This window comes from Pseudomonas sp. GW821-FHT09C09, assembly GCF_059418105.1.
Genome location: NZ_JBWKPF010000001.1, coordinates 852174 through 879020, shown reverse-complemented (window position 1 = coordinate 879020; position 26847 = coordinate 852174). Strand labels below are relative to the sequence as shown.

The following is a 26847-nucleotide window of genomic DNA, read 5'->3' as shown; positions in this document are numbered from 1 at the left end:
TTTCGCGCCCCTCGGGCTTTGTGGCAAGTTGGCCGCCCCTGATGAGGCAACAAACGATGGCAAACCCTTACCGCGAACTGTTCAACGCCCCCGGCGCCCGGGCCTTTGTGATGGCCGGGATGATCGCGCGCATGCCGATTTCCATGACTGGCATCGGCGTGATCACTATGCTTTCGCAGTTGACCGGCGGCTATGCGCTGGCCGGTGGCGTGGCGGCAACCTTCGCCTTGGCCACGGCATTCTGTGCGCCGCAGGTGTCGCGACTGGTGGACCGTTACGGTCAGGGGCGGATTCTGCCGGTGTCGGCGCTGATCGGTGGCGGGGCGTTGCTGATGTTGCTGCTGTGCACCCGTTTGCAGGCGCCGAACTGGACGCTGTTCGTCTGCGCCGCGCTGGCCGGTTGCATGCCGAGCATGTCGGCGATGGTGCGGGCGCGCTGGACGGAAATCTATCGCGGCCAGCCGCAATTGCAGACCGCGTATGCGCTGGAGTCGGTGCTCGATGAAGTCTGCTTCATTGTCGGGCCGCCGCTGTCGGTGGGGCTGTGCGTCGGCGTGTTTCCTGAAGCCGGGCCACTGGCGGCGCTGATAATGCTGGCGATCGGCGTGACGGCATTCGTCGCCCAGCGCGGCACCGAGCCGCCGGTGCATCCGCATGAATCGCATCATCAGGGCTCGATCATTCGTTCCACCGACGTGCAATGGCTCCTGTTGTTGATGGTCGCCATGGGCATGATCGTCGGCGTGGTCGATGTGGTCAGCGTCGCGTTCGCCCAGCAGCAGGGGCAACCGGCGGCGGCGAGCATCGTGTTGTCGGTGTATGCCATCGGTTCCTGCCTGGCCGGCATTGCGTTCGGGGCGATGCGCTCGAAGCTGCCGTTGCCGCGCCTGTTCCTTTACGGCGGTCTAGCGACGGCGGTGACCACGCTGCCGCTGTTGCTGGCGACCAACATCTTCGGCCTGGCCGTGGCAGTGTTCATTGCCGGGCTGTTCTTCTCGCCGACCCTGATCGTGGCGATGGCATTGATCGAACGCATCGTGCCGCCGGCCAAACTCACCGAAGGCCTGACCTGGCTGGTGACCGGCCTGAGCATCGGCGTGGCCATCGGCGCTGCCGGTTCCGGCGCGCTGGTGGATGCGTTCGGCGCCCGCAGCGGGTTCTGGCTGGCGATAGTGGCCGGGGCGGTGGTGCTGGCGTCGGCGGTGCAGAGTTTCCGTCACTTGAAGTGATCGACGCAGCAGACTAATTCCCGAAGTACCTCATCCGTTCTCTTTTACAGATAACCCATTGAGGTAAACGCGGTGACAAAGCTGACACTGCTGTGCCTGCCCTATTCGGGCGCCAGCGCCATGGTCTACAGCCGCTGGCGGCGCCAGTTGCCGTCGTGGATGCAACTGCAACCGGTGGAGTTGCCCGGGCGCGGCGCGCGCTACGACGAACCCCTGCAAATCGACATGCGGGCGCTGGCCCGGCAACTGGCCCGTGAACTCAAACCCACATTGCAAACGCCGTACGCGTTGTTCGGGCATAGCCTGGGCGCGCTGCTGGCGTGTGAGCTGGCCCATGCCTTTCGCGATCTTGGCGCGCCCGAAGCGGTGGCGCTGTTCGCTTCCGGCACGGCTGCCCCGAGCATGCGCAGCGATTACGACCGCGGTTTTGCCGAGGCGCGCAGTGACGAAGAATTGATCGACCAGTTGCGCACCTTTCAGGGCACCAGCGAAGAAGTGTTGGCCAACCAGGAGCTGATGAGCCTGACCCTGCCGGTGCTGCGTGCCGATTTCATGATGTGCGGCCGCTTCACGCCGGTGGAACGGCCACTGCTCAATTGCCCGGTGCATGTGCTGGGCGGCAAGGAAGACCGGGCGACCACCGAACAATTGATCGGTTGGAGCAAAGAGACCCTTGGCAGCTTCTCGGTGGACATGATGACCGGTGGGCACTTCTTCATTCATGAACATGAAGCCCGGGTCATCCGCACGCTCAAGAGTCACCTGGAAGTCCATCACCGGCGCCATGTGCTGTCGGCGGCACCGGCGCTGTGAAGCGCGGTTCACCTATCGAGTGTTTTGAGGAGGCCAGTCATGGCTGTTGCTGAGGGATTTTCCGTCCGTCCGTTGTTGCCGCAACGCGGTCGCCTGCCGCTGCTGGTGGAGGCGAGCGATGCCGATACGGATCTGCTGGCGGTGTTCGATGAGCTGAAAGAACTGGTGGATGAGCATTTGCTGCGCGATGGCGGCCTGCTGTTTCGCGGGTTCCGCCTGGATGGCGCGGAGCGCTTTCGCGAATTCGCCGCGAGCTTCGGCCATCCATTGTTGAACTACGAGTTTGGCTCCACGCCACGCACCAACGTGACCCAGGGCGTGTACACCTCCACCGAGTACCCGGCGCACCAGAGTATTCCGCTGCACAACGAGCAGGCCTACTCCCGGGACTGGCCGATGAAGATCTGGTTCTACAGCATGATCGCGGCCAGATCCGGTGGTGAAACGCCGATTGCCGACAGTCGCGAAGTGTATCGGCGGATTCCGGTAGCGATCCGCGAACGCTTCGTCAGCAAGGGCCTGATGTACGTGCGCAATTTCGGCAACGGCCTGGATGTGGCCTGGGAGGATGTGTTCAACACCGACGACCAGGCTGAAGTCGAAGCCTATTGCCAGGCCCACGGCATCATCTGCGAATGGAAGGACGACGGAGAACTGCGCACCCGCCAGACCTGTCAGGCCGTGGCGCAGCATCCGGTCACCGGGGACATGGTCTGGTTCAATCAGGCGCACCTGTTCCACATTTCCAACCTGCAACCGGAAGTGCGCGAGAGTCTGCTGGACATCGTCGATGAAGAGGACTTGCCGCGTAACGTCTATTACGGCGATGGCTCGCCCATTGAAGATGAGGTCCTGAGCCAGATCCGCGCGGTACTTGATGAATGCGCCATCAGTTTCCCGTGGCAGGAAGGTGATGTGCTGATGCTCGACAACATGTTGTCGGCTCATGCCCGTTCGCCGTTCGAAGGCCCGCGCAAGGTCATCGTCGCCATGGCCGAGGGGCATTCGCAGGACGCGCTCTGAAGGGGCGCGCCGCTTGAGTGACAGGGTGCCGAAGCCGGTTCTGTACCGGCTTCGGCATTTGCGTGTCGATCCCTTTGGTTATCGCCCGGGGATTGCCCGGCCCCGCTAAATCATTGCGTTTGTCATTCGTTCTTGTTGATACGACCGGGCCTCCTGGTCACGCCGCCGATCAGCAAGGACCCAATGCATGAATGCCGCAGACGCACAGAAACTAGCCCGCCGCTTTATCGAATTGCCTCAGGACAAACGCCGTTTGTTCCTCGCCGGCATGGCCCGTGAAGGGATCAATTTTGCGCAGCTGCCCATGACCGCCTGCATCGGCGTCGCCGAGCGCGACGGCCTGTCCTATGCCCAGCAGCGGATGTGGTTTCTCTGGCAGATGGACCCGCAAAGTGCCGCCTACAACCTGCCGATGGCCGTGCGCCTGAGCGGTGAGTTGCAGCCCGAGGCGCTGGAGCAGGCGTTCAGTCGGTTGGTGGCGCGGCATGAGTGCCTGCGCACGACGTTCGGGCAGGAGGGCGAACAAGCCTTCCAGAAAGTCGCCGAACCGCAGCCCGTCAAGCTGACCCTCACTGACCTGAGCGTGTTGCCTGAAGAACAACGCTGGCCGCTGGCTCGGCAGCACATGATGGCCGAGGCCACGCAAGCCTTCGACCTGGAAAACGGGCCGTTGCTGAGCCTGCGCCTGTTGCGGCTGGACGCGCAGGAACACGTGCTGTTGCTGACGCTGCACCACATCATCGCCGACGGCTGGTCGATGAACATTCTCATCGATGAATTCATGCGCACCTACGCAGCGCTGGTGGCGGGAACGGAGCCGCAATTGCCGCCGATCACCGTGCACTACCGCGACTACGCGCTGTGGCAACGCAGTTGGCTGGAGGCGGGTGAGGGCGAGCGTCAGCTCGACTACTGGCGTGCGCAACTGGGCGACGAACACCCGGTGCTTGAGCTGCCGACCGATCGCGCCTATCCGGCCCAGGCCAGTCACCGTGGCGCGCGTCTGGAAACGGTGATCGACGCGGGCCTGCGGCAGGAACTGAAAAACCTCGCACAACGTCAGGGCGTGACCCTGTTCGTGGTCTTGCTGGCGGCGTTCAAGACCTTGTTGCATCGCTACAGCGGCCAGACCGACATCCGCGTCGGCGGCCTGATTGCCAACCGTACCCGCAGTGAAACCGAAGGCCTGATCGGCTTCTTCGTCAATACGCAGATCCTGCGCAGCGTGGTCACTGCCAATACCCGTTTTGCCGATCTGTTGCAGAGCGTGCGCCAGGCCGCCGCCGGCGCGCAGTCCCATCAGGACCTGCCGTTCGATGCCCTGATCGAAGCGCTGCAACCAGCCCGCAGCCAGAGTCACAACCCGCTGTTCCAGGTGATGTTCAACCATCAGCCGCTGGTGACGGATTTGCAGCAGGCGCAACTGACGGCCGGCTTGCAGGTCGGTTACCTGACCGAGGAACAACTGACCGGCAGTGGTCGTGAGCATGCGGCCACCAGCGACCTGATGCTCGATACCCGGGAAGAGGGCGAGCAATTGTTCGCCGCGTTCACCTACGCCACCGACATTTTCGACGCGTCCACCATTGCCGCGCTGGCCGGGCACTGGCGCAACGTGCTGGTATCGGTCTGCCGCGATCCGCAGCAGTTGATCGGCGAGGTTTCGATGCTGGCCGCTGCCGAACGCGAAGGCCTGATTCAGGTCGCCGAAACCAGCCCTCCACAGGCCAGCATTCAGGCCCTGTTCGAAGCCCAGGTGGCGCGTACGCCCGAGGCATTGGCGGTGGTTCTGGCGAACGAGTCGGCGCCTTCGATCAGCTATACCGAACTGAATCAACGCAGCAATCGTCTGGCCCACCAACTGCGCGCCCGGGGTGTCGGCCCGGACGTGCTGGTCGGCGTGGCGCTGGGGCGTTCGCTGGAACTGGCGGTCGCCTTGCTCGGCGTGCTCAAGGCCGGTGGCGCCTATGTGCCGCTGGACCCGCAAACCCCGCCCGAGCGCCTGCGTCATGTGCTCGACGACAGCGGGCTGAAACTGTTGTTGACCGACCGCCAGACACTGGCCGCTCTGCCAACCCTCGACGGCGTGGAAAGCCTGTGCCTGGACACGCTGCCGGACAGCGGCGCCAGCGACAATCTGCCGGTGACCGTCGCGCCGCAAAACCTGGCGTACGTGATCTACACCTCCGGTTCGACCGGCCGGCCCAAAGGCGTGGCGATCAGTCACGCCGCCCTGAGCGAGTTCATCGAGCGCGCCATCGACTACAGCGACCTGCGCGAAGGCGACCGGGTGCTGCAGTTCGCGACCAGCAGTTTCGACGGGTTCGTCGAGCAGTTTTTCCCGCCGCTGTGCCACGGTGCCGGCGTGGTGCTGCGCGACGCGCGTCTGTGGGACAGCGCGACATTGCATCAAGCCATCCTCGAACACGGCATCACCCTGGCCGACTTGCCGGCGGCGTACTGGTATTGGCTGGTGCAGGAATACGCGGCCAATCCGCCGCCGCACTTCGGTGCGCTGCGCCAGATTCACGTGGGCGGCGAGGCCATGGCGGTGGACGGTCTGCGTCTGTGGCAACAGGCCGGGCTGGGTCATGTGCGCCTGCTCAATACCTACGGGCCGACCGAGGCCACGGTGGTGTCGACCATCCATGACTGCTCGACGCTCACCGCAGACGCCGTGTCGTGGCGTGGCATCCCGATTGGCCATGGCCTGGCTGGCCGTCGCCTGTACGTGCTCGACGATGATTTGAACCTGCTGCCGCAAGGCGCGGTGGGCGAGCTGTACATCGGCGGCCCGGGCCTGGCGCGGGGTTATCACCGCCAGCCGATGCTGAGCGCCGAACGTTTCATCGCCGATCCGTTTGCCCATGGCGAACGCCTGTATCGCACCGGGGATCGTGCCCGTTTGCGCGCCGATGGTGCCGTGGAGTACGTCGGTCGGGTCGACCATCAGGTGAAGATCCGTGGCTTCCGCATCGAGCTGGGCGAGATCGAGTCGCGCCTGCAGCAATGCCCGGGCATCCGCGAGGCGGTGGTGCTGGCCTTGCCGCTGAACGGCAGTCAGCAATTGGTGGCGTATCTGGTGGTCGAGCAGGACGTGCTGGAGGGCGTGGCCGGGCAGTCGGCGTTCCGTCAGCAGATCAGGACGGCGCTGCAAGCCAGGCTGCCGGACTACATGGTGCCGGGCCATCTGCTGCTGTTGGCGCAATTGCCGTTGACCCCGAGCGGCAAGCTCGACCGCAAGGCCTTGCCGGCGCCGGACGTGGATCAATTGCAGGTCGACTACCGGGCCCCGCAATCGGACATCGAACAAGCCCTGGCGCAGATCTGGGCGGATGTCCTGCAAGTGCCCCGGGTCGGGCTCGACGATCACTTCTTCGAACTCGGCGGCCATTCGCTGCTGGCGGCCCAGGTGATCGGCCGCATCAAGAAACAACTGAACGTGGTGTTGCCGCTGCGCAACCTGTTCGAACAACCGTTGCTCGGCGATCTGGCTCAGGCGGTGGCACAGCTGGCCGAGGGTGCAACGGATAACGACTGGTCCGACATGGACCTGTTCATGAATGAATTGGAAGGAGAAGAAGTATGAGCGGCAACATGGCGGAACGCATCGCTAAAAGGTTCGTCGGTTTGCCGCTTGAGCAGCGCCGGCAGTTTCTGGCGAAGCTGCGCGAAGAGGGCAAGGACTTCAGCCTGTTGCCGCTGCCGGTCAGTCGTCACGACTGTGCGCAGATCCCGTTGTCGTTCGCCCAGCAGCGCCTGCTGTTTCTCTGGCAGCTCGAACCGCAGAGCGCCGCGTACAACATGGCCGCCGGCCTGCGCTTGAAAGGGCGTTTGGACGAGTCGGCGCTGACCCGCTCGCTGGATCACCTGATGGCGCGTCATGAAGTGCTGCGCACGGTGTTTCGCACCGACGGTGACCAGCCGCATCAGGTGATTCTCGAATCCCAGGGCGTCGCGCTGGAACGCATCGATTTGACCGGTGTTGCCGCGCAGGAACGTGAGCAGGCCCTGGCCGAGCAAGTGCAGGAGGTGACGGCGCAGCCGTTCGATCTGCGTCATGGTCCGCTGTTGCGCGCCAGTCTGTTTTGCCTGGCCGACGATGAATTCGTGCTGGTGGTGAGCATGCATCACATCGTCTCCGACGGCTGGTCGATGGACGTGATGGTCAAGGAATTCGTGCAGTGCTATCAAGCGTTCAGCCTGGAGCGCGAGCCACAATTGCCGGAACTGGCCTTGCAATACGCCGACTACGCCATCTGGCAGCGACGTTGGCTGGAAGCCGGCGAGGGCGAACGTCAGCTCGACTACTGGCGCGGGCAACTGGGCGAGGAACATCCGCTGCTGGAGGTCGCCCCGGACTTCGCTCGACCGCTGACCCAGAGCTTTGAAGGCCGGACCCTGAGCTTCGATTTCGGCGCGGACTTGTCGCGTCAGCTCAACGGCTTCGCCCGTGCGCAAGGCATCAGTCTGTTCATGCTGGTGCTCGCCGGTTTCTCGTTGTTTCTGTCGCGTCAGGCCGGGGAGCGTGACATCCGCGTCGGCGTGCCCAATGCCAACCGTAGCCGCGCCGAAGTCGAAGGGCTGATCGGTTTCTTCGTCAACACCCAGGTGCTGCGCTGCGAGGTGGACGAGCGGGGCAGTTTCGAGGACCTGCTGGCGCGGGTGCGCGAGGCATCGTTTGGCGCCCAGGCTCATCAGGAGCTGCCGTTCGAACAACTGGTGGACGAACTGATCGCCGAACGCACGCTGGGACATAACCCGTTGTTCCAGGCCAAGTTCAACCAGAACGTCGGCATGCAGAAACAACGCTCGATGGCGCTGCCGGGCCTGAGCGTGGCGGAATACCCGCTGGACAAGGACGGCACCCACTTCGATCTGGCGCTGGACATCACCGACGACGGCACGCTGATCCACGGCCAGATGACCTACGCCAGCGACCTCTATCAGCACGCGACCGTTGAAGGATTTGTCCCGGCGTTGCTCGGGTTGTTCGGTGCATTGCTGAAAGCACCAAAGGCGCCGTTGCACACGGTGGCGACGATTTCGCCGGACGCTCTGGTGGCACCGTGCGAACCGGCATTGCCGGTGCTGCAGCACTGGGCGCGCGAAGTTGCGCGCCAGCCGCAGGCAATGGCCGCCCGTGACCTGAACGGCGGGCTGAGCTTTCAGGCACTGGATCAGGCAGCCAATCGCCTCGCTCATCATCTGCTGACCCAAGGCGCGGTCGCCGGTCAACCGGTGGCCGTGCTGCTGGAGCGTTCGCTCGACTGGCTGACCTGCGTGCTGGCGATCTTCAAGGCCGGAGCGGTGTACATGCCGCTGGACGTCAAGGCACCGACGGCGCGCTTGCAGCAGATGCTCGGCGCTGCCAAGGCTCGGGCAGTGGTGTGTGCAGAGGGGGATTTGCGGGTTTCGGAACTGGCGGTCGCCGGTTGTCAGGGGCTGGCGTTCGATGCGACGCAATGGCAACAGCAACCAGTGACGGCCCCGGTCTGCGCGTTGTCGGCGCAATCCCCGGCCTATGTGATTCACACTTCCGGCTCCACCGGCCAGCCCAAGGGCGTGCTGGTCAGCCACGGCGCGTTAGCCAGCTATGTGCGCGGGGTGCTGGAGCGTCTCGAACCGACGCCGGACACCAGCATGGCGCTGGTCTCCACCATTGCGGCAGACCTGGGTTTCACCGTGCTGTTCGGCGCGTTGTGTTCCGGCCGCTTGCTGCATGTATTGCCGGAAGAACTGGGCTTCGATCCCGATCGTTTCGCCGAGTACATGGCCAGCCATCGGGTGGGCATGCTGAAGATCGTTCCGGGGCATCTGGCCGCGCTGCTGCAGGCATCCCGCGCGGCAGACGTGCTGCCGGAGCAGGCGCTGATCGTCGGCGGCGAAGCCTGTTCGCCGGCGCTGGTGGAGCGTGTGCGGCAACTCAAGCCGGGCTGCCGGATCATCAACCACTACGGCCCGAGCGAAACCACCGTGGGCGTGCTGGCCCATGAAGTCGGCTCGCTGGAAACCGGTGTGCGCAGCGTGCCGGTCGGCACGGCGCTGGCCGGGGCTCATGTGTATTTGCTCGACGATGTGCTCAACAGCGTGGCCGATCAGGTTGCGGGTGAGCTGTATATCGGCGGTGACAGTGTCGCCCTCGGCTATCTCGGTCAACCGGGGCTGACGGCCGAACGTTTCGTGCCTGATCCGTTCGGGCTGGCCGGTGCGCGGGTATATCGCAGCGGCGACCGGGTGCGCCGCAATCGCCGGCAGGCGGTGGAATTCATCGGTCGCGCCGACGATCAGGTCAAGGTGCGCGGCTATCGGGTGGAGCCGGCGGAAGTCGCCCGGGTGCTGCTCGGTCTGGACGGTGTCAGCGAAGCGGCGGTGCTTGCACTGGCGATGGATGACGACCCGGCACGCCTGCAACTGGTGGCCTGGTGTGTGCCAACGGCGGGCGCAGCGTTGACGCCCGAAAACCTGCGCGAACAACTGCAAGCCTGTCTGCCGGATTACATGGTGCCGGCGCAGATTGTCGTGCTGGAGCAATTGCCGCTGACGGCCAACGGCAAACTGGACAAGCGCGCCTTGCCGGTGCCGGGTGTGGTGACGCAGCGTTATGTTGCGCCGGTGGGCGAGGTCGAGGAAAAACTCGCGGCAATCTGGGCCGATGTGCTCAAGCTTGAGCGTGTGGGCAGCACTGACAACTTCTTCGAATTGGGCGGGGACTCGATCCTCAGCCTGCAAATCATTGCCCGGGCCAAGCGTCAGGGCATCAAGCTGAGCCCCAAGCAACTGTTCGAGAAACAGACCGTCGGCCAATTGGCGGCAGTGGCCAAGCTGATCGAAGCCAAACCTGTGGCGGCGCCGCAAAAGGTCGGCGGGCAACTGGCATTGCTGCCGATTCAGGCACGCTTCTTTGAAACCCCGATCGCCCGGCGCGAGCACTGGAACCAGTCGCTGATGCTGCAACCGCAGGTGCCGCTCGATGCCGGACATTTGCAAGCCGCCCTGGCGGCCGTGGTCGAGCAGCATGATGCGCTGACCTTGAATTTCCAGGCGTCGGGCGATGGGTGGCAGGCCACTTTCCAGACGCAACGCGACCCCGAACGGCTATGGGTGCGCGAGCTGGACAACCTGGAGCAACTGACCGAGCTGGCGGATCTGGCGCAGCGCAGCCTGGACCTGCAACAAGGGCGATTGCTGCGTGCGGTGCTGGCGAATCTGCCGGGCGGTGAGCAACGCCTGTTGCTGGTGATCCATCACCTGGTGGTCGATGGCGTGTCCTGGCGCATCCTGCTGGAGGATCTGCAATCCGCTTACGCCGCACTGGCCGCCGGCCAACCGCTGGTGTGGCCGGGCAAGAGCAGCTCGCTGCAGAGCTGGGCCGAACATCTGCATCGTTATGGGCAGAGTGAAGGGCTGAACGCGGAGCGCGCGTACTGGCTGAAAACCCTGAGCGACGGCGACGCCGAGTTGCCACGGGACTTTGCCCAGGACGTGCAGACTCAGCAACAGGCGCAACGCGTCAGTTCACGCCTGAACCAGGCATTGACCCACAAGTTGCTCAAGGTGGCACCGGCCGCCTACCGCACGCAGATCAACGATCTGTTGCTCACTGCGCTGGCACGGGTGTTGTGCGACTGGAGCCGGCAGCCGTCGGTGCTGATTCAGCTGGAGGGGCATGGTCGCGAAGACCTGTTCGACGACCTCGATCTGAGCCGTACCGTGGGCTGGTTCAGCAGCCTGTTCCCGGTACGTCTGACGCCGCAGGCGGCGCCGGGCGAATCGCTGTGCGCGATCAAGGAACAACTGCGCGCCGTGCCGGGCAAAGGCATCGGCTATGGCGTGCTGCGCTATCTGAGTAACGCGACCGAGCTGCGCTCATTGGCGCCACCACGGGTGACGTTCAACTACCTGGGGCAGTTCGACGGCGATTTCAGTGCCGCCGAGGGTGCGCTGTTCGTGCCGTCCGGTGAAAGCACCGGGGCCAATCAGGACGCTGCGGCGCCGCTGGGCAACTGGCTGAGCATCGACGGTCAGGTGTATGGCGGCGAGCTGGAACTGACCTGGACGTTCGGTGCGCAGATGTACCGCGTCGAAACGATGCAGGCGCTGGCCGACGCTTACCGGGTCGAGCTGGAACGCCTGATCGAGCACTGCTGCGACAGCGGCCACGCTGGCGTCACGCCGTCGGATTTCAGTCTGGCGACCCTGACTCAGGCGCAACTTTCGGCACTGCCAATCTCGGCCCGGGAAATCAGCGATCTGTATCCGTTGTCACCGATGCAGCAGGGCATTCTGTTCCACAGCCTCAACGATCCCGACAGTCCGGCGTACACCAACCAGTTGCGGGTCGACGTGCAGCATCTGCAGGTCGAGCGGTTCCGTCAGGCCTGGCAGCAGACCCTCGACGCCCACGACATTCTGCGCACGGCGTTTGTCTGGCCGGGCGATGCCGCTGCGGCGGTGCAAGTGGTTCGCCAGAACGTGCAGATGCCATGGAGCGTGCAGGACTGGCGTGGCCGCAACGATCTCGACAGCGCTCTGGAGCAACTGGCCGGCGACGATCTGGCCAACGGTTTCGAGCTGACCGGTGCGCCGCTGTTGCGGGTGGCCCTGGTGCGTACGGACGAGTCGACGCATCACCTGATCTACACCTGTCACCACATCCTGATGGACGGCTGGAGTACTTCGCAGTTGTTCGGCGAGGTGTTGCAGCGTTACGCGGGCATGAGCCCGGCCAGCGCTCAGGGGCGTTACCGCGATTACATCGAATGGCTGGGCCAGCGTGATCAGCCGGCCAGTCAGGCGTTCTGGAAACAGGCGCTGGCCGAGCTTGAAGAGCCGACGCGACTGGCCAGTGCCGTGCCTGCGCCGCTGGCCGGCGCCAGCGGTTATGCCGATCACCAGCATGTGTTCAGCGAGCAACTGACGGCAGATCTGAATCGCTTCGCACGGGAGCAGAAAGTTACCTTCAATACCCTGGTGCAAGCGGCGTGGCTGGTGCTGTTGCAGCGCTATACCGGTCAGGATCACGTGGCCTTCGGTGCCACGGTCGCCGGTCGCCCGACCGATTTGCCCGGCGTCGAACAGCAGATCGGCCTGTTCATCAATACCTTGCCGGTGGTGGCCGCGCCGTCCGCCGACCTGTCGGCGGAACAGTGGTTGCAGCAGGTGCAGGGCCTCAACCTGGCGCTGCGTGAACACGAGCACACGCCGTTGTATGACATTCAGCGCTGGGCCGGACTTGGCGCCGGGGCGTTGTTCGACAGCATTCTGGTGTTCGAGAACTATCCGATGGCCGAAGCCCTGCAACAGGGGCCGGACACCGGTCTGGTGTTCTCGGCGATCCGCCGACAGGAGCAGACCAACTACCCGTTGACGCTGGTGGCGGTCACCGGTCGCGAGTTGAGCCTGGGTGTCAGTTACGATCAGGCCCTGTTCGATGCTGCGACGATCGTTGATCTGAGCCAACAGCTCGAACGCCTGCTGCGCCAGTTCCTCGACAACGCCACCCAAGCACTGGGCGCGCTGCAATTGCTCGACGACTCGCAGCGCGAGCAAGCGATCGCCTGGGGCAAGGCTGACGTCACGGCGCTGGCGCCGCGCACGGTGCTGGAATTCATCGAAGAACGCGTCGCGCAACGACCCGACGCACCGGCGGTGGTGTATGCCGAGCAGCAGATCGACTATCGCGCGCTCGACCAGCGGGCCAATCGTCTGGCGCACAAGCTGCAAACGCTGGGCGTGGGGCCGGAAGTGCGGGTCGGCGTGTGCATGCGCCGCACGCCGGACATGCTGGTGGCGCTGCTGGCGATCCTCAAGGCCGGTGGCGCCTATGTGCCGCTGGACCCGGACTACCCGCAGGAGCGTTTGCTGCACATGCTCGACGACAGCCGTGCGGCGGTGCTGCTGACCGAGCCGGCGGCGCAGGCGATGCTGCCCGAGACATTGAGTGCCCGGGTGGTGCTGGTGGAGGCGGGCGAGCAGTGGCTGGCCGGTTATCCCTCCAGCGCGCCGGTGGCCGGTATCACCGGGCAGAACCTGGCCTATGTCATCTACACCTCGGGCTCCACCGGCAAGCCGAAAGGCGTCGCCATCAGCCACGCCAACCTCTCGGCGTTGATCCAGTGGTCGCAAGGGGTCTACCGCGAGGAACAATTGCGCGGCGTGCTGGCCTCGACTTCGATCTGCTTCGACCTGTCGGTGTGGGAGATCTTTGTCACCCTGGCCAGCGGCGGCTGCATGGTGCTGGCGGACAACGCGCTGGCCCTGGCGGACTTGCCGGCCCGGGAACGGGTCACGCTGATCAATACGGTGCCGTCGGCGATTGCCGCGCTGCAACGGGCGGGGCAGATTCCGGCGTCGGTCACGACCATCAACCTGGCCGGTGAACCGCTGAAGCAGAGCCTGGTGGACACCCTGTATGCGACCACGGCGGTCCGGCAGGTCTACGACCTGTACGGGCCGTCGGAAGACACGACCTATTCGACGTTCACCCTGCGCACCGCGCAAGGTCAGGCCAATATCGGCCGGCCGCTGGCCAACACCGTGGCGTACCTGCTCGACACTCAGCTGAACGTATTGCCGGCCGGCGTAGCTGCCGAGCTGTACCTCGGCGGTGCCGGCGTGACCCGGGGCTATCTGATGCGACCGGGCCTGACCGCCGAACGCTTCGTGCCCAACCCGTATGCCGGCAACGGCGAGCGGCTTTACCGCACGGGGGATCTGGTGCGCGAGGGCGCGGATGACAACATCGAGTACCTCGGACGTGCCGACCATCAGGTGAAGATCCGTGGCTTCCGTATCGAACTCAGCGAAGTCGAAGCGCGGTTGCTGGAGCAGGATGAAGTTCGCGAAGCGGTGGTGCTGGCCCAGGACGGCGCGGCGGGCAAGCTCTTGCACGGTTATGTCGTGGCGGCGCAAGCGGTGAGCGATCCGGCGGCGCTGATCGAACGTCTGCGCGGGGCATTGGCCAGTCGTCTGCCGGCGCACATGGTGCCCGGACATCTGCATGTGATCGAGGCGGTGCCGTTGACCCCGAACGGCAAGCTCGACCGCAAGGCGCTGATGGCCCTGGGTACCAGTCCGGCGCAGCAGCAATACGAAGCGCCGCAGACAGACCTGCAACGGGAAGTGGCGACGGTCTGGCAGGAGGTGCTGGAAGTCGAGCGCGTGGGCCTGGCGGACAACTTCTTCCAGCTCGGCGGCCATTCGTTGCTGGCGACGCTGGTGGTGACCCGGATCAAGGAGCGTCTGGGCGACAAGGTGCCGCTCAAGGAGCTGTTCGAAGCCGATACGCTGAAAGCGTTCTGCAACCGGATCGAGGCGCTGCGCGTCGAAATGTCGCCGGTTCAGGATGAATTGGCTAAATCCCTGGAGGCCCTCAAACGTCTATCCCTCGATGATCTGGAAAAACTGATTTCTTGAGAGGGAAAAACGCGTGCAAGAGTTAATCGAGTCGGTAGGACAACTTTCGGCTAAGCAAAGAAAGGCTCTGGCGGTTCTGCTCAAGCAGAAAGGCGTCAACCTCTTTGACATTGCCCCGGTTTTCAAGCGCACGGCCGAAGAGCCGCTGCTGCTGTCCTACGCCCAGCAGCGCCAGTGGTTTCTCTGGCAATGGGCGCCGCACAGCGCGGCCTACAACATTCCCACGGCCCTGCGCTTGCAGGGCCCGCTGAATGTGTCCGCGCTGGAGCGCAGCCTTCAGGCGCTGATCGAACGACACGAAACCTTGCGCACGGTGTTCTCCCAGGAATCCGAGCAACCGCTGCAAACGATCCTGCCGGCAGGGTCGTTTGCACTGGAGACTTACCCGCTGAGCCCTGAGCTGGCGAGCGACCCGGATGCCTCGATCCAGGCGTTCGTCCAGACCCAGAGCCAGAAGACTTTCGATCTGCAGCAAGGCCCGCTGTTGCGCGCGGCCCTGCTGCAGGTCAACCCCAACGACCATGTGCTGGTCCTGACCTTGCACCACATCGTCTCCGACGGCTGGTCGCTGCAAGTGATGATCGAAGAACTGGTGCAGCTGTATGCCGGTTTCAGCCTCGGTCACGACGCCGGCCTGCCGGCCCTGCCGATTCAATATGCTGACTACGCCTTGTGGCAGCGCCAGTGGATGGAGGCCGGCGAGCTGGCGCGGCAACTGGCGTACTGGCAGGAAAAACTCGGTGGCGAACAGCCGGTGCTGGAACTGCCGCTCGACCGCGCCCGCAGTGTCGATCAGAGCTTTGCCGGGGCCAGCCACAACCTGATTCTCGATGCGCAATTGACCCAAGGCCTGAAAGCCTTCGCGCGGCAGGAAAACGTCACCCTGTTCGTCTTGCTGCTGGCGTCGTTCCAGGCGCTTTTGCACCGTTACAGCGGCCAGTCGGACATCCGTGTCGGCGTGCCGGTGGCCAACCGTGGCCGGGTGGAAATCGAGCGCCTGATCGGCTTCTTCGTCAACACCCAGGTGCTCAAGGCCGACATTGACAGCCAGACCCCGTTCGTCGAGTTGCTGCGTCAGGTCAAACAGACCGCGCAGGAAGCCCAGGCCCATCAGGACCTGCCGTTCGAGCAACTGGTGGAGGCGCTGGAGCCGGGCCGCAGCCTGAGCCACAGTCCGTTGTTCCAGGTCATGTTCAACCATCAGGCGGAACGCCGCAGCAGTGTCGAAACCCGCCTCAACGGCCTGAGCATCGAGCCGCTGGAATGGCAGAGCCAGACCGCCCAGTTCGACCTGACCCTCAATACCACCGAACAGGCCCACGGCATCGAAGCGGTGCTCAAGTACGCCACCGACCTGTTCGACGCCACCACCATCGAGCGCCTGGCCCAGCACTGGAACGCGCTGTTGCAGGCCATCGTCGAAGATCCGTCGCGTTGCATCGGCCAGTTGCCGATGCTCGATGACGCGCGTCAGCAGCAGTTGTTGACCCAATGGAACCCGACCCGGGTCGAGCATCCGGTCGAGCAGTGCATCCATCAGGTGATCGAGGTCCAGGCCGAACGGCATCCCGAGGCGGTCGCCGTGACTTGTGCCGGGCAACAACTGACCTACGCCGAACTCAACCGCCGGGCCAACCAGTGGGCACACCGCTTGATTGCAAGCGGTGTCGGTCCGGATGTGCGGGTCGGTGTCGCGGTCGAGCGTTCGCTGGACATGATCGTTGCCATCGTCGCGGTGCTGAAGGCTGGCGGTGCCTACGTGCCGCTGGACCCGAGCTACCCGCAAGACCGCCTGAGCTACATGATCGAAGACAGTGGCATCGCGCTGCTGCTGACCCAGGGGCACTTGCAGGCACAACTGCCGATTCCACCGGGACTTGCCTGCCTGGACCTGAGCCAGCCGCCGGAGCAGGGCCACAGCGAAAACCCGGTCTGCCGAACCACGCCGGAAAACCTGGCGTATGTGATCTACACCTCCGGTTCGACCGGCAAACCCAAAGGCGCATTGCTGCCGCACAGCAACGTCATCCGCCTGTTCAGCGCCACCGACCACTGGTTCGGTTTCGGTCCGGACGACAGCTGGACGCTGTTCCATTCCTACGCGTTCGACTTCTCGGTGTGGGAGATTTTCGGTGCGCTGCTGTACGGCGGCAAACTGGTGGTCGTGCCGCACGACATCACCCGCTCGCCGGAAGATTTCTACACGCTGCTGTGCGATGAAAACGTCACGGTCCTGAACCAGACGCCGTCGGCGTTCAAACCGTTGATGCAACTGGCCAGCGAGTCCTCGCGCGACAACGCGTTGCGTTATGTGGTGTTCGGCGGCGAAGCCCTGGAAGTGCAGAACCTGCGCCCATGGTTCGAGCGTTTCGGCGACTGCGCACCGACGCTGGTGAACATGTACGGCATCACCGAAACCACGGTGCACGTGACTTACCGTCCGCTGTCCATGGCCGACCTCGAGCAAAGCCACAGCAGCCCGATCGGCGAGCCGATTGTCGACCTGTCGTGGTACTTGCTCGACAACGCGCTGAACCTGGTGCCGCAAGGCTGCATCGGTGAGTTGTACATTGCCGGTGCCGGCCTGGCCCGGGGCTATCTGAATCAGCCGGGCATGAGCGCCACGCGTTTTGTTCCGGACCCGTTCAACCCGCAGGCCGGCGAGCGTCTGTATCGCACCGGCGACCTGGCGCGCCTGCGGGGCGACGGGGTGATCGAGTACATCGGTCGTATCGACCATCAAGTGAAGATCCGTGGATTCCGCATCGAGCTGGGGGAAATCGAAACCCAACTGCTCAAGCACCCTGCCGTGCGCGAAGCGGTGGTGCTCGCGGTGGAAGGTCCGAGCGGGCAGCAACTGGCGACCTGGATCGTAGCGAACGAGACGCTGGACGCCGATGCCGAGGCGACGTTGCGCGAGTCGATCAAGGCCCGGTTGCGCGATGACTTGCCCGATTACATGGTGCCGGTGAGCTGGGCATTCCTTGAACGCCTGCCGCTGACCGCCAACGGCAAGCTTGATCGCAAGCAACTGCCGCAGCCGCAGGTCGTTCAGTCCCAGGAAGCCTACGCCGCGCCGCGCAATGAGCTGGAGCAGCAACTGGCCGCGATCTGGCAGGACGTGCTAAAGGTCGAGCGTGTCGGCCTCAACGACAACTTCTTCGAACTGGGCGGCGATTCGATCATTTCGATTCAGGTGGTCAGCCGCGCCCGTCAGGCGGGCATACGCTTCACACCCAAGGACATCTTCCAGCATCAGACCGTGCAGCGTCTGGCCACGGTCGCGCAGCAGAGCGACGGCGTGCTCGCGACCCAGGGCGATGTGCTGGGCGAGGCGGTGCTGACGCCGATCCAGCAGTATTTTTTCCACAGCGATATTCCGGCGCGTCATCACTGGAACCAGTCGATCCTGCTGACCCCGGCCTCGCCGCTGGCGGCTGCACCACTGGAGCAGGCGTTGCAGCATTTGCAACGGCACCATGACGCGTTGCGTCTGCGTTATCGCGACACCGGGGACGGCTGGCAACAGACCCACGCTGCTGTCGAGCCGAGTTCGGAACTGCTGCGCACGGTCACCTTGCAGGACAGTGCGGCGTTGCCCGCGCTGTGCCAGGAATTGCAACGCAGCCTCGATCTGCACGACGGTCCGCTGATCCGTGCGGCGCTGGTGGATTTGCCGGACGCCAGTCAGCGACTGTTGCTGGTGATCCATCACCTGGTGGTCGACGGGGTGTCCTGGCGGATCGTGCTGGAAGACCTGCAAACCGTTTATCAACAACTGACATCGGGCCAGGCCGTGCGCCTGCCAGCCAAGACCACGGCGTACAAGGACTGGGCCGAGCGCCTGCAAAAGCATGCGCACAGCGCCGGGCTGGAAGCCGAGCTGGATTACTGGCGCGGGCAACTGGAAGGGGCCGTCGTCGAGCTGCCGCTGGACAACCCGCAAGGTCAGTCGAGCAACCGTTTCGAGCGCAGCGTCGATACCCGTCTGGATGCCGAGCGCACCCGGCAGTTGCTGCAACAGGCGCCGGCGGTCTATCGCACTCAGGTCAACGACCTGTTGCTGACTGCGCTGGCCAAGGTGCTGTGCGAGTGGACCGGCGCCGACAGTGCCCTGGTGCAACTCGAAGGCCACGGCCGTGAGGACCTGTTCGACGACGTCGACCTGAGTCGCACGGTGGGCTGGTTCACCAGCATGTTCCCGGTGCGCCTGACCCCGGGCGCCGGTTTCGAAGCCTCGATCAAAGGCATCAAGGAACAACTGCGCGCGATCCCCGACAAGGGCATCGGCTATGGTCTGTTGCGTTATCTGGGCAGTGCCGAAGCACAAGCCGTACTGGGCGGCGCAGCGCAGCCGAAAGTGACGTTCAACTACCTCGGCCAGTTCGACAACAACTTCGATGAGGGCGCGCTGTGGGTGCCAGCCACCGAAGACAAGGGCGCGGGGCAGGACGAGCACGCGCCGATGGCCAACACCCTGAGCATCGACGGCCGGGTTTACCAGGGGCAACTGAGTCTGACCTGGACCTACAGTGGCGACGTGTTCGAAGACTCGACGATTCATGCCCTGGCCCGCGCTTACGAAGTGGCGCTGGCCGAGCTGATCGAGCATTGCCTGAGCCCTTCGAGCGGCGGCCTCACACCGTCCGACGTGCCGCTGGCCGGGTTGTCCCAGACGCATCTGGACAGCCTGCCGATCACTGCCCAGCGGATCGAAGACATCTATCCGCTGGCGCCGATGCAGCAGGGGATTCTGTTCCACAGCCTCTACGACGCCGATGCCAGCGCTTATGTCTATCAGATGCTGCTGGACATCGAAGGGCTCGACGTGGCGCGTTTCCAGCAAGCCTGGCAGCGGGTCGTCGACCGTCACGAAGTGCTGCGTGCCGGATTCATCTGGGGCCGCGATGGCCTCGATACGCCGCTGCAAGTCATCCATCGCCAGTTGACCCTGGAAATGCCGGAAGTGGACCTGCGCCACGAACCGGATCAGGCCGTGGCCATGGAGGCCCGCGCACGGGCCGACCTGGAGCGCGGGTTCGATTTGCAGAACCCGCCGCTGCTGCGCCTGTGCCTGTTGCGCACGGCCGATGATCGCCATCGTCTGATCTTCACCTGCCACCACATCCTGATGGATGGCTGGAGCAACTCGCGGATGTTCGGTGAAGTGCTGCAGGATTACGCCGGCTATCCGGTGCCAGGCGCGCAGGGGCGTTATCGCGACTTCCTGGCCTGGCTGCAAGGCCAGGACAAAACTGCCGCACAGGATTTCTGGCGCGGGCAACTGGCCGAACTGGACGAGCCGACGCGACTGGCTTCGGCGTGTCCGGGCAAGGTTCAGCCGGGCGCGGGCAAGGGTGTGCATCGCCTCACCTTCGACGCCGCTTTCACTCGTCGCCTGAACAGCTTCTCCCGGCAGCAGCAAGTCACCCTCAACAGCCTGGTGCAGGCGGCGTGGCTGCTGATTCTGCAGCGCTACACCGGTCAGGCCACGGTCGCTTTCGGCGCCACGGTGTCCGGGCGTCCGGTGGACTTGCCGGGCATCGAGCAGCAACTGGGGCTGTTCATCAACACCTTGCCGGTGATCGCCAGCCCGCAGCCGGGTATCAGCGTACGCGACTGGGTGCGCAGCGTGCAGGACAAGAACCTGTTGCTGCGCGACTTCGAACAGACGCCGCTGCAAGACATTCAGCGTCTGGCTGAACTCAACGGTGAAGCGCTGTTCGACACCTTGCTGGTATTCGAAAACTATCCGGTCTCGGAGACGCTGGAGGCCAACCCGGGCGGCCTGCGCTTCGGTGGTCTGGAACACCGCGAGCAGACCAACTATGGCCTGACCCTGATTGCCGGAGCCGGCGAGGTCCTGAGTCTGGACTTCAACTACCTGACCGAGCAGTTTTCCGAGCGCGGCGTGGTCGGACTGGCCACGCACCTGGAAACCGTTCTGCAGCAGTTCCTCGATGCACCGCAGCGGTTGCTGGGTGAAGTCGCAATGCTGTCGAGTGCGGAGCACACCACGCTGGCGCAGTGGAACGACAACCACGCCGCGTATCCGTCGCAACGTCTGATTCATCAAAGCTTCGAGGCGCAGGTCGAGGCCCGTCCACAGGCTGTGGCCCTGAGCCATGGCGGTGTGGCCCTGAGTTACGCCGAACTCAATCGCCGGGCCAACCAGTTGGCCCGTCATCTGTCGACGCTGGGCGTCAGCGCCGAGGTTCGGGTGGGAGTGGCGATGCCGCGCTCGGCGGAGCTGGTGATTGCCTTGATGGCGGTGTTCAAGGCCGGTGGCACCTACGTGCCGCTGGATCCGGACTACCCGGCCGACCGTGTGGCGTACATGCTGGAAGACAGTCAGGCGAAGGTTTTGCTGACGCAACAATCGCTGCTGGCGCAACTGCCGCAAACCGACGCTCAGGTGGTGTTGGTGGAGGCGGGCGGCGAGGCCTTTACCGACATCGCAAGCGACAACCTTGAAGTGCGGGCCGATTCGGCCAGTCTGGCCTACGTCATTTACACCTCCGGCTCCACCGGCAAACCCAAAGGCGTGGCGATTGCCCACCGTAACGTCCAGGCGCTGATCCACTGGTCCGCCGACGTCTACAGCGAGGCTGACCTGCAAGGCGTGCTGGCCTCGACGTCGGTGTGCTTCGACCTGTCGGTGTGGGAGATTTTCGTCACCCTCGCGCGCGGCGGTTCGATCGTCATGGCGCGCAATGCCCTGGAACTGCCGGATCTGCCGGAGCGCGATCAGGTGCGCCTGATCAACACCGTGCCGTCGGCCATCGCGGCCTTGCACCGCGCCGGACATATTCCGGGTGGCGTGCGCATCATCAATCTGGCCGGCGAGCCGCTCAAGCAAAGTGTGGTCGACAGCCTGTACCGCGAGACGTCGGTCGAGCACGTCTATGACCTGTACGGGCCGTCGGAAGACACCACGTATTCGACCTGGACACGCCGCGAAGCCGGCGGCCAGGCGAACATCGGCCGCCCTCTGGTCAACACTACGGCGTACCTGCTGGACGGGCAACTGCAAGCGGCGCCGATCGGGGTGGCGGCCGAGCTGTACCTGGCCGGCGACGGCATCACCCGTGGTTACCTGTTCCGTCCAGGCCTGACCGCCGAGCGTTTTGTGCCGAACCCGGCCTCGACAACCGGCGAGCGGATGTACCGCACCGGCGACCTGACGCGCCTGGGCGATGACGGCCGGATCGAATACGTGGGGCGCATCGACCATCAGGTCAAGGTGCGCGGTTTTCGCATCGAACTGGGTGAAATCGAAGCGCGCCTGCTGGCCCATGACAGCGTGCGCGAAGGCGTGGTGCTGGCGGTGGACGGCCTCAGCGGCCAACAACTGGTGGCGTATGTGGTGCCGACCCATTCCGGCCTCAGCCTTCAGGAACAGGATGAGCTGAGCGAATCGCTGCAGTCCGCCCTCAAGGCGCACCTGCCGGATTACATGGTGCCTGCGCAGTGGCTGTGCCTCGACGCGCTGCCGCTGACCCCCAACGGCAAACTGGACCGCAAGGCTTTGCCGGCACCGGACGTCAATCAGTCGGCCCGGGACTATGTCGCCCCGTCCACGGCACTCGAGCAGCAACTGGTCGTGGTCTGGCAAGACATCCTGAAGATTGACCGGGTCGGTGTGACCGATAACTTCTTCAGCCTGGGCGGTGATTCGATCATCTCCATCCAGCTGGTCAGCCGTGCGCGCCAGCAGGGCATCCGCTTTACCCCCAAGGATCTGTTCCAACAGCAGACCGTGCAGAAACTGGCGACGGTGGCGTCGCTGGAGTCCGCGCAGCAGGCCGACGGTACGCCAGACAACTACCCGCTGGCGCGTCTGGAGCAGGCGCAGCTCGATGCGTTGCCGGTGCCGGCGGATCTGATCGAGGACGTTTACCCGCTGTCGCCGATGCAGGAGGGCATGCTGTTCCACACACTCTCGGACAATGGCAGCAGCCTGTACGTCAACCAGGTCAGCCTGCCGATCCAGGGCCTGGATGTGGAACGCTTCCGGGGCGCCTGGGAGTTTGTGATCGAGCGCCAGGCGATCCTGCGGACCAGTTTCCACTGGCAGGACGGGCTGGCCAAACCGTTGCAAGTGGTCCATCGCCAGGCCCCGCTGCAAATGCAGGTGCTCGACTGGCGCGAGCGCGAGGTCAGCGATGAGTTGATCGCCGGGTTCGCCAGCGATGATCGTGCCCTCGGCTTCGACCTGTCCGAGGCACGTCTGCAGCGAGTGACGCTGTTGCGCCTGAGTGATGACCGCTATCAGATGATCTGGACCAGCCACCACATCCTGATGGACGGCTGGAGCAGCTCGCGGCTGTTCGGCGAAGTCTTGCAGTACTACTCCAAGGGCAAGGTCAGCGGTGAGAACGGTCGTTACCGTGACTTCATCGCCTGGTTGCAGGCACAGGACCAGGATGCGCAGGAGCTGTTCTGGAAAGCGCGTCTGGCGGCGGTCAACGAGCCGACGGCGTTGAGCCAGGCGATCCATCCGCGGCATTCGGCCGATGTCTCCGGCCACGACGCGATCTACTCGAACTGGGATCAGGCGCAAACCGCGCGCCTGCTGCAGTTCTGCCGCGACCTGCGCATCACCCCCAACACCTTGATTCAGGGGGCCTGGCTGCTGCTGTTGCAGCGTTACACCGGGCAGCGCACGGTCACGTTCGGTGCCACGGTTTCGGGGCGCCCCGAAGGGCTGGCGAATGTCGGCAACATGCTGGGTCTGTTCATCAACACCTTGCCGATCATCCAGACGCCGCAGGCCGATCAGCGTCTGGCGGACTGGCTGGGCGACGTGCAGGCCTACAACCTGGATATTCGTGACTATTCCCAGGCGCCGCTGGCCGATGTGCAGCGCTGGTCCAACCTCGGTGGCCAGGCGCTGTTCGACAGCATCATCGTGTTCGAGAACTTCCCGATCGATGATCGCCTGCAAGAAGAAAACGACACCGACCTGACCTTCGGCAAATCCATCGGCCACGGCGTGACCAACGTACCGATGGACCTGGCGGTGATGCTCGGTGACGAGCTGTCGATCGAGTACCTGTACCTGCGCAGCCACTTCAGCGCCGAGGCCGTGGAAGGCATTCGCCTGACGCTGGAAAACACCCTCGAAGCGATGATGCGTGCGCCTTACGAGCGACTGGGCAATCTGCAGCGCCTGTCGCACGAGCAGTGGCAGGCGATCCAGGCCTGGAGTGCCGAACCGGTCTCCAGCCACGAGCCGGTGCTGCTGCCGCAGCTGATCAGCCGGCATGCACAGCAGCAGCCAGAGGCCATCGCCCTGCAGTGCGCCGGATTGAGCCTGAGCTATGCCGAACTCGAACAGCGGGCCAATCGTCTGGCCCACTGCCTGACCGAACACGGTGCGGGCCCGGAAGTGGTGATCGGCGTGGCGCTGCCGCGTTCGCTGGAGATGGTCGTCAGCTTCCTCGCCGTGCTCAAGAGCGGTGCGGCGTACGTGCCGCTGGACATCGATTATCCGCCTGAGCGACTGGCGTACATGATCGAGGATTCGGGCATGGCCCTGTTGCTGACCCAGAGCAGCCTGCGCGCCACGTTGCCGGCGCCCGAGGGACTGCTGCGCCTGGAGATCGATCATCTCGACGAGACCCGTTACCCCGATCACGCACCGGTCTGCCGTGTTCAGGAGCAGGGGCTGGCGTATCTGGTCTACACCTCCGGTTCCACCGGTCGGCCAAAGGGCGTTGCGGTCACGCAAGGGCCGTTGAGCATGCACTGTCAGGCCATCGCCGAACTGTATGAAATGGACGCCAGCAGCTGCGAGCTGCACTTCATGTCATTTGCCTTCGACGGTGCCCATGAACGCTGGTTGAGCACGCTCTACAGCGGTGGCCGTCTGGTGATTCGCGACGGTTGCCTGTGGACGCCGGAGCAGACCTACGCCGCCCTGCACGAGTATGGCGTCACCATCGCCTGCTTCCCGCCGGCCTATCTCAAGCAGTTGGCGGAGTACGCGGCGGCCAGCGGCATCGCGCCGCCAGCGGTGCGCATCTACTGCTTCGGCGGCGATGCCGTGCCGGACCAGACCTTCGAACAGGTGAAAGCGGCCCTGCGTCCCGAGTATTTCACCAACGGTTATGGCCCGACGGAAACCGTGGTCACGCCGATGCTCTGGAAGGTGCCGGTCAGCCAGCATTGTGAAGCGGCCTATGCACCGATCGGGCGTGCCGTCGGGGCACGTTCGCTGTACGTGCTGGACGAAGATCTGAACCCGCTGCCGCCAGGTTTTGCCGGTGAGCTGTACATCGGCGGTTACGGGGTTGCCCGTGGTTACCACGGCCGTGCGGATCTGACCGGCGAGCGCTTCGTGCCCAATCCGTTCGCGGCCGGCGAGCGCCTGTATCGCAGCGGCGACCTGGTGCGTTTGCGTCAGGACGGCGTGGTCGATTACGTCGGGCGCATCGACCATCAGGTCAAGGTGCGCGGTTTCCGCATCGAGCTGGGTGAAGTCGAGGCCAGCCTGCGCCGACTGGAGGGTGTGACCGATGCGCTGGTGATCGCCCGGGACAATGCGTCCGGCAAGCAACTGATCGGTTATGTCGTGACGCCAACGGGTGAAGACGTAGGCGATGAGCTGAAGGCCGGGCTGCGCGCCTCGCTGCCGGAGTACATGGTGCCGGCGCAGATTGTCTGCCTGAGTGCTTTCCCGGTCACGCCCAACGGCAAGCTCGACCGCAAGGCGCTGCCGGAGCCGGACTTCAAGAGCGAGGAATATGTCGCCCCGCGCAACGAGCAGGAAACACTGCTGGCCGAGATCTGGGCCCAGGTGCTGCAAGTCGAGCAGGTGGGCATCACGGATAACTTCTTCGAACTGGGCGGCGACTCGATCCTCAGCCTGCAGGTCATTTCCCGGGTCAGGAACCACCCGACCTTGCAGATGGAACTGAAGCTGCGCGATCTGATGCGCTATCAGACCATCGCCGGCATCGTCGAACAGAACGTGACGAAGGAGGGCGCCGGACAGCCGATGGTGGACGTCACGCAAATGGCGGGCGAGGGGTTGTTCAATCTGTTGCCGATCCAGGAGTGGTTCTTCGCCGAGGGCATGTCCGAAGCCCATCACTACAACCAGTCACTGCTGTTGAGTGCGCGCCAGCCACTGGATCTGGATGCGCTCGAACAGGCTCTGGGCTGGATCGAGCAACACCACGACTCGCTGCGCCTGCGCTTCACTCAGGAGGGCGGTCGCTGGCTGCAACGTTACTGCACCGCCAGCGAACAGGGCGATGCGGTGCTCTGGCGCCGTGAAGCCGAGAACAGCGAACAGGTCGAAGCGCTGGCCAACCTCGCCCAGCGCAGTCTGAAGCTGGACGACGGGCCGGTCTGGCGGGTGATGCATGTCGCCCTGCCTGACGGTCAGGCGCGACTGCTGGTGGTGATTCATCACCTGGTGGTCGACACCGTGTCCTGGCGGATCCTGCTCGATGACCTGAAAACCGCTTATGAAGCGTGTGTGCAGGGTCTGGCGCCGCAACTGCCGATTCGTACCAGCAGCTACCGTTCGTTTGCCGAGGCCTTGCAGGCCCGGGCCCCGGCGATTGCGGAGCAGGAACTGGCGTACTGGCTGGAGCAACTGGATCAGCCGGGCGTCGACCTGCCGTGCGACAACTACCGTGGCAAGAACCAGGTGCGCCAGCAGGCGCAGGCGCGGCTCAAGTTGTCCCGCGAGCACACCGAACAATTGCTCAAGCAGGCGCCGGCGGTCTATCGCACGCAAATCAACGACCTGCTGCTGTCGGCACTCGGCCGGGCGCTGTGCCGCTGGAGCGGCCAGCCATCGGCGCTGATTCTGCTGGAAGGGCACGGCCGCGAGGATCTGTTCGAGTCCATCGACCTGAGCCGCAGCCTTGGCTGGTTCACCAGCATGTTCCCGGTACGGTTGCGTCCGGACAGCGACGATATCGGACGTTCGATCATCGACGTACAGGCGCAACTGGCGGCGGTGCCGCAGAAGGGCATCGGGTATGGCGTGCTGCGTCATCTGGCGGGCGCCGAGGTGTCCCGGCAACTGGCGGATCTGCCGCAGGCGCGGGTGACGTTCAACTACCTGGGGCAGTTCGACCAGAGCTTCGACGAGCAGGCCCTGCTGGTGCCGGCGCTGGAAGAAACCGGTGACAACTACAGCCTGACGGCGAACCTGGGCAACTGGCTGGAAATTGTCGGCCAGGTGTATGACGGCCAGTTGGCGTTGCGCTGCATCTACAGCAGCCAGCGTTACCGGGCCGGCACCATGGACGCCTTGATGCAGGATTACCAGCGTGAACTTGAAGCGCTGATCGAGCATTGCATGGCGCGTGTGGGCTGACCCTCGCACGCTGGATCATTTTTG

6 protein-coding genes are annotated in these 26847 nt (G+C 64.3%); all 6 read left to right on the top strand.

Features of this window, described 5'->3' with window-relative positions; all coding sequences use genetic code 11:
• Positions 1 to 56 precede the first annotated feature (56 nt).
• The 6 genes from AC07NR_RS04155 (at position 57) to AC07NR_RS04130 (ending at position 26823) form a co-directional block, all read left to right on the top strand.
• Complete coding sequence (locus tag AC07NR_RS04155) at positions 57 to 1229, top strand: MFS transporter (protein ID WP_248744226.1); 1173 nt, start codon at positions 57 to 59, stop codon at positions 1227 to 1229.
• A 72-nt stretch (positions 1230 to 1301) separates the two neighbouring features.
• Entirely contained in the window at positions 1302 to 2042 is a 741-nt protein-coding gene (locus AC07NR_RS04150; RefSeq protein ID WP_495077871.1) for a thioesterase II family protein, read from the top strand.
• 39 nt (positions 2043 to 2081) lie between these two features.
• On the top strand, positions 2082 to 3065 hold the full coding sequence (locus AC07NR_RS04145) for a TauD/TfdA family dioxygenase (protein WP_495077870.1): 984 nt from the start codon (positions 2082 to 2084) through the stop codon (positions 3063 to 3065).
• Between the two features lie 187 nt (positions 3066 to 3252).
• Positions 3253 to 6654, top strand: a complete 3402-nt coding sequence (locus AC07NR_RS04140; protein WP_495077869.1) for an amino acid adenylation domain-containing protein — start codon at positions 3253 to 3255, stop codon at positions 6652 to 6654.
• A complete protein-coding gene (locus AC07NR_RS04135; RefSeq protein ID WP_495077868.1) occupies positions 6651 to 14483 on the top strand; it encodes an amino acid adenylation domain-containing protein in 7833 nt (2610 codons plus the stop codon). The genes AC07NR_RS04140 and AC07NR_RS04135 overlap by 4 nt, the downstream gene beginning before the upstream one ends.
• A gap of 13 nt (positions 14484 to 14496) precedes the next feature.
• Positions 14497 to 26823, top strand: coding sequence for a non-ribosomal peptide synthase/polyketide synthase (locus AC07NR_RS04130; protein ID WP_495077867.1), 12327 nt, complete (start codon positions 14497 to 14499; stop codon positions 26821 to 26823).
• Positions 26824 to 26847: the final 24 nt, after the last annotated feature.

Excerpts from the sequence above, each read along its gene's own strand:
- AC07NR_RS04155 (WP_248744226.1), top strand. The coding sequence starts at position 57 with ATGGCAAACCCTTACCGCGAACTGTTCAACGCCCCCGGCGCCCGGGCC.
- AC07NR_RS04145 (WP_495077870.1), top strand. The coding sequence starts at position 2,082 with ATGGCTGTTGCTGAGGGATTTTCCGTCCGTCCGTTGTTGCCGCAACGC.
- AC07NR_RS04140 (WP_495077869.1), top strand. The coding sequence starts at position 3,253 with ATGAATGCCGCAGACGCACAGAAACTAGCCCGCCGCTTTATCGAATTG.
- AC07NR_RS04135 (WP_495077868.1), top strand. The coding sequence starts at position 6,651 with ATGAGCGGCAACATGGCGGAACGCATCGCTAAAAGGTTCGTCGGTTTG.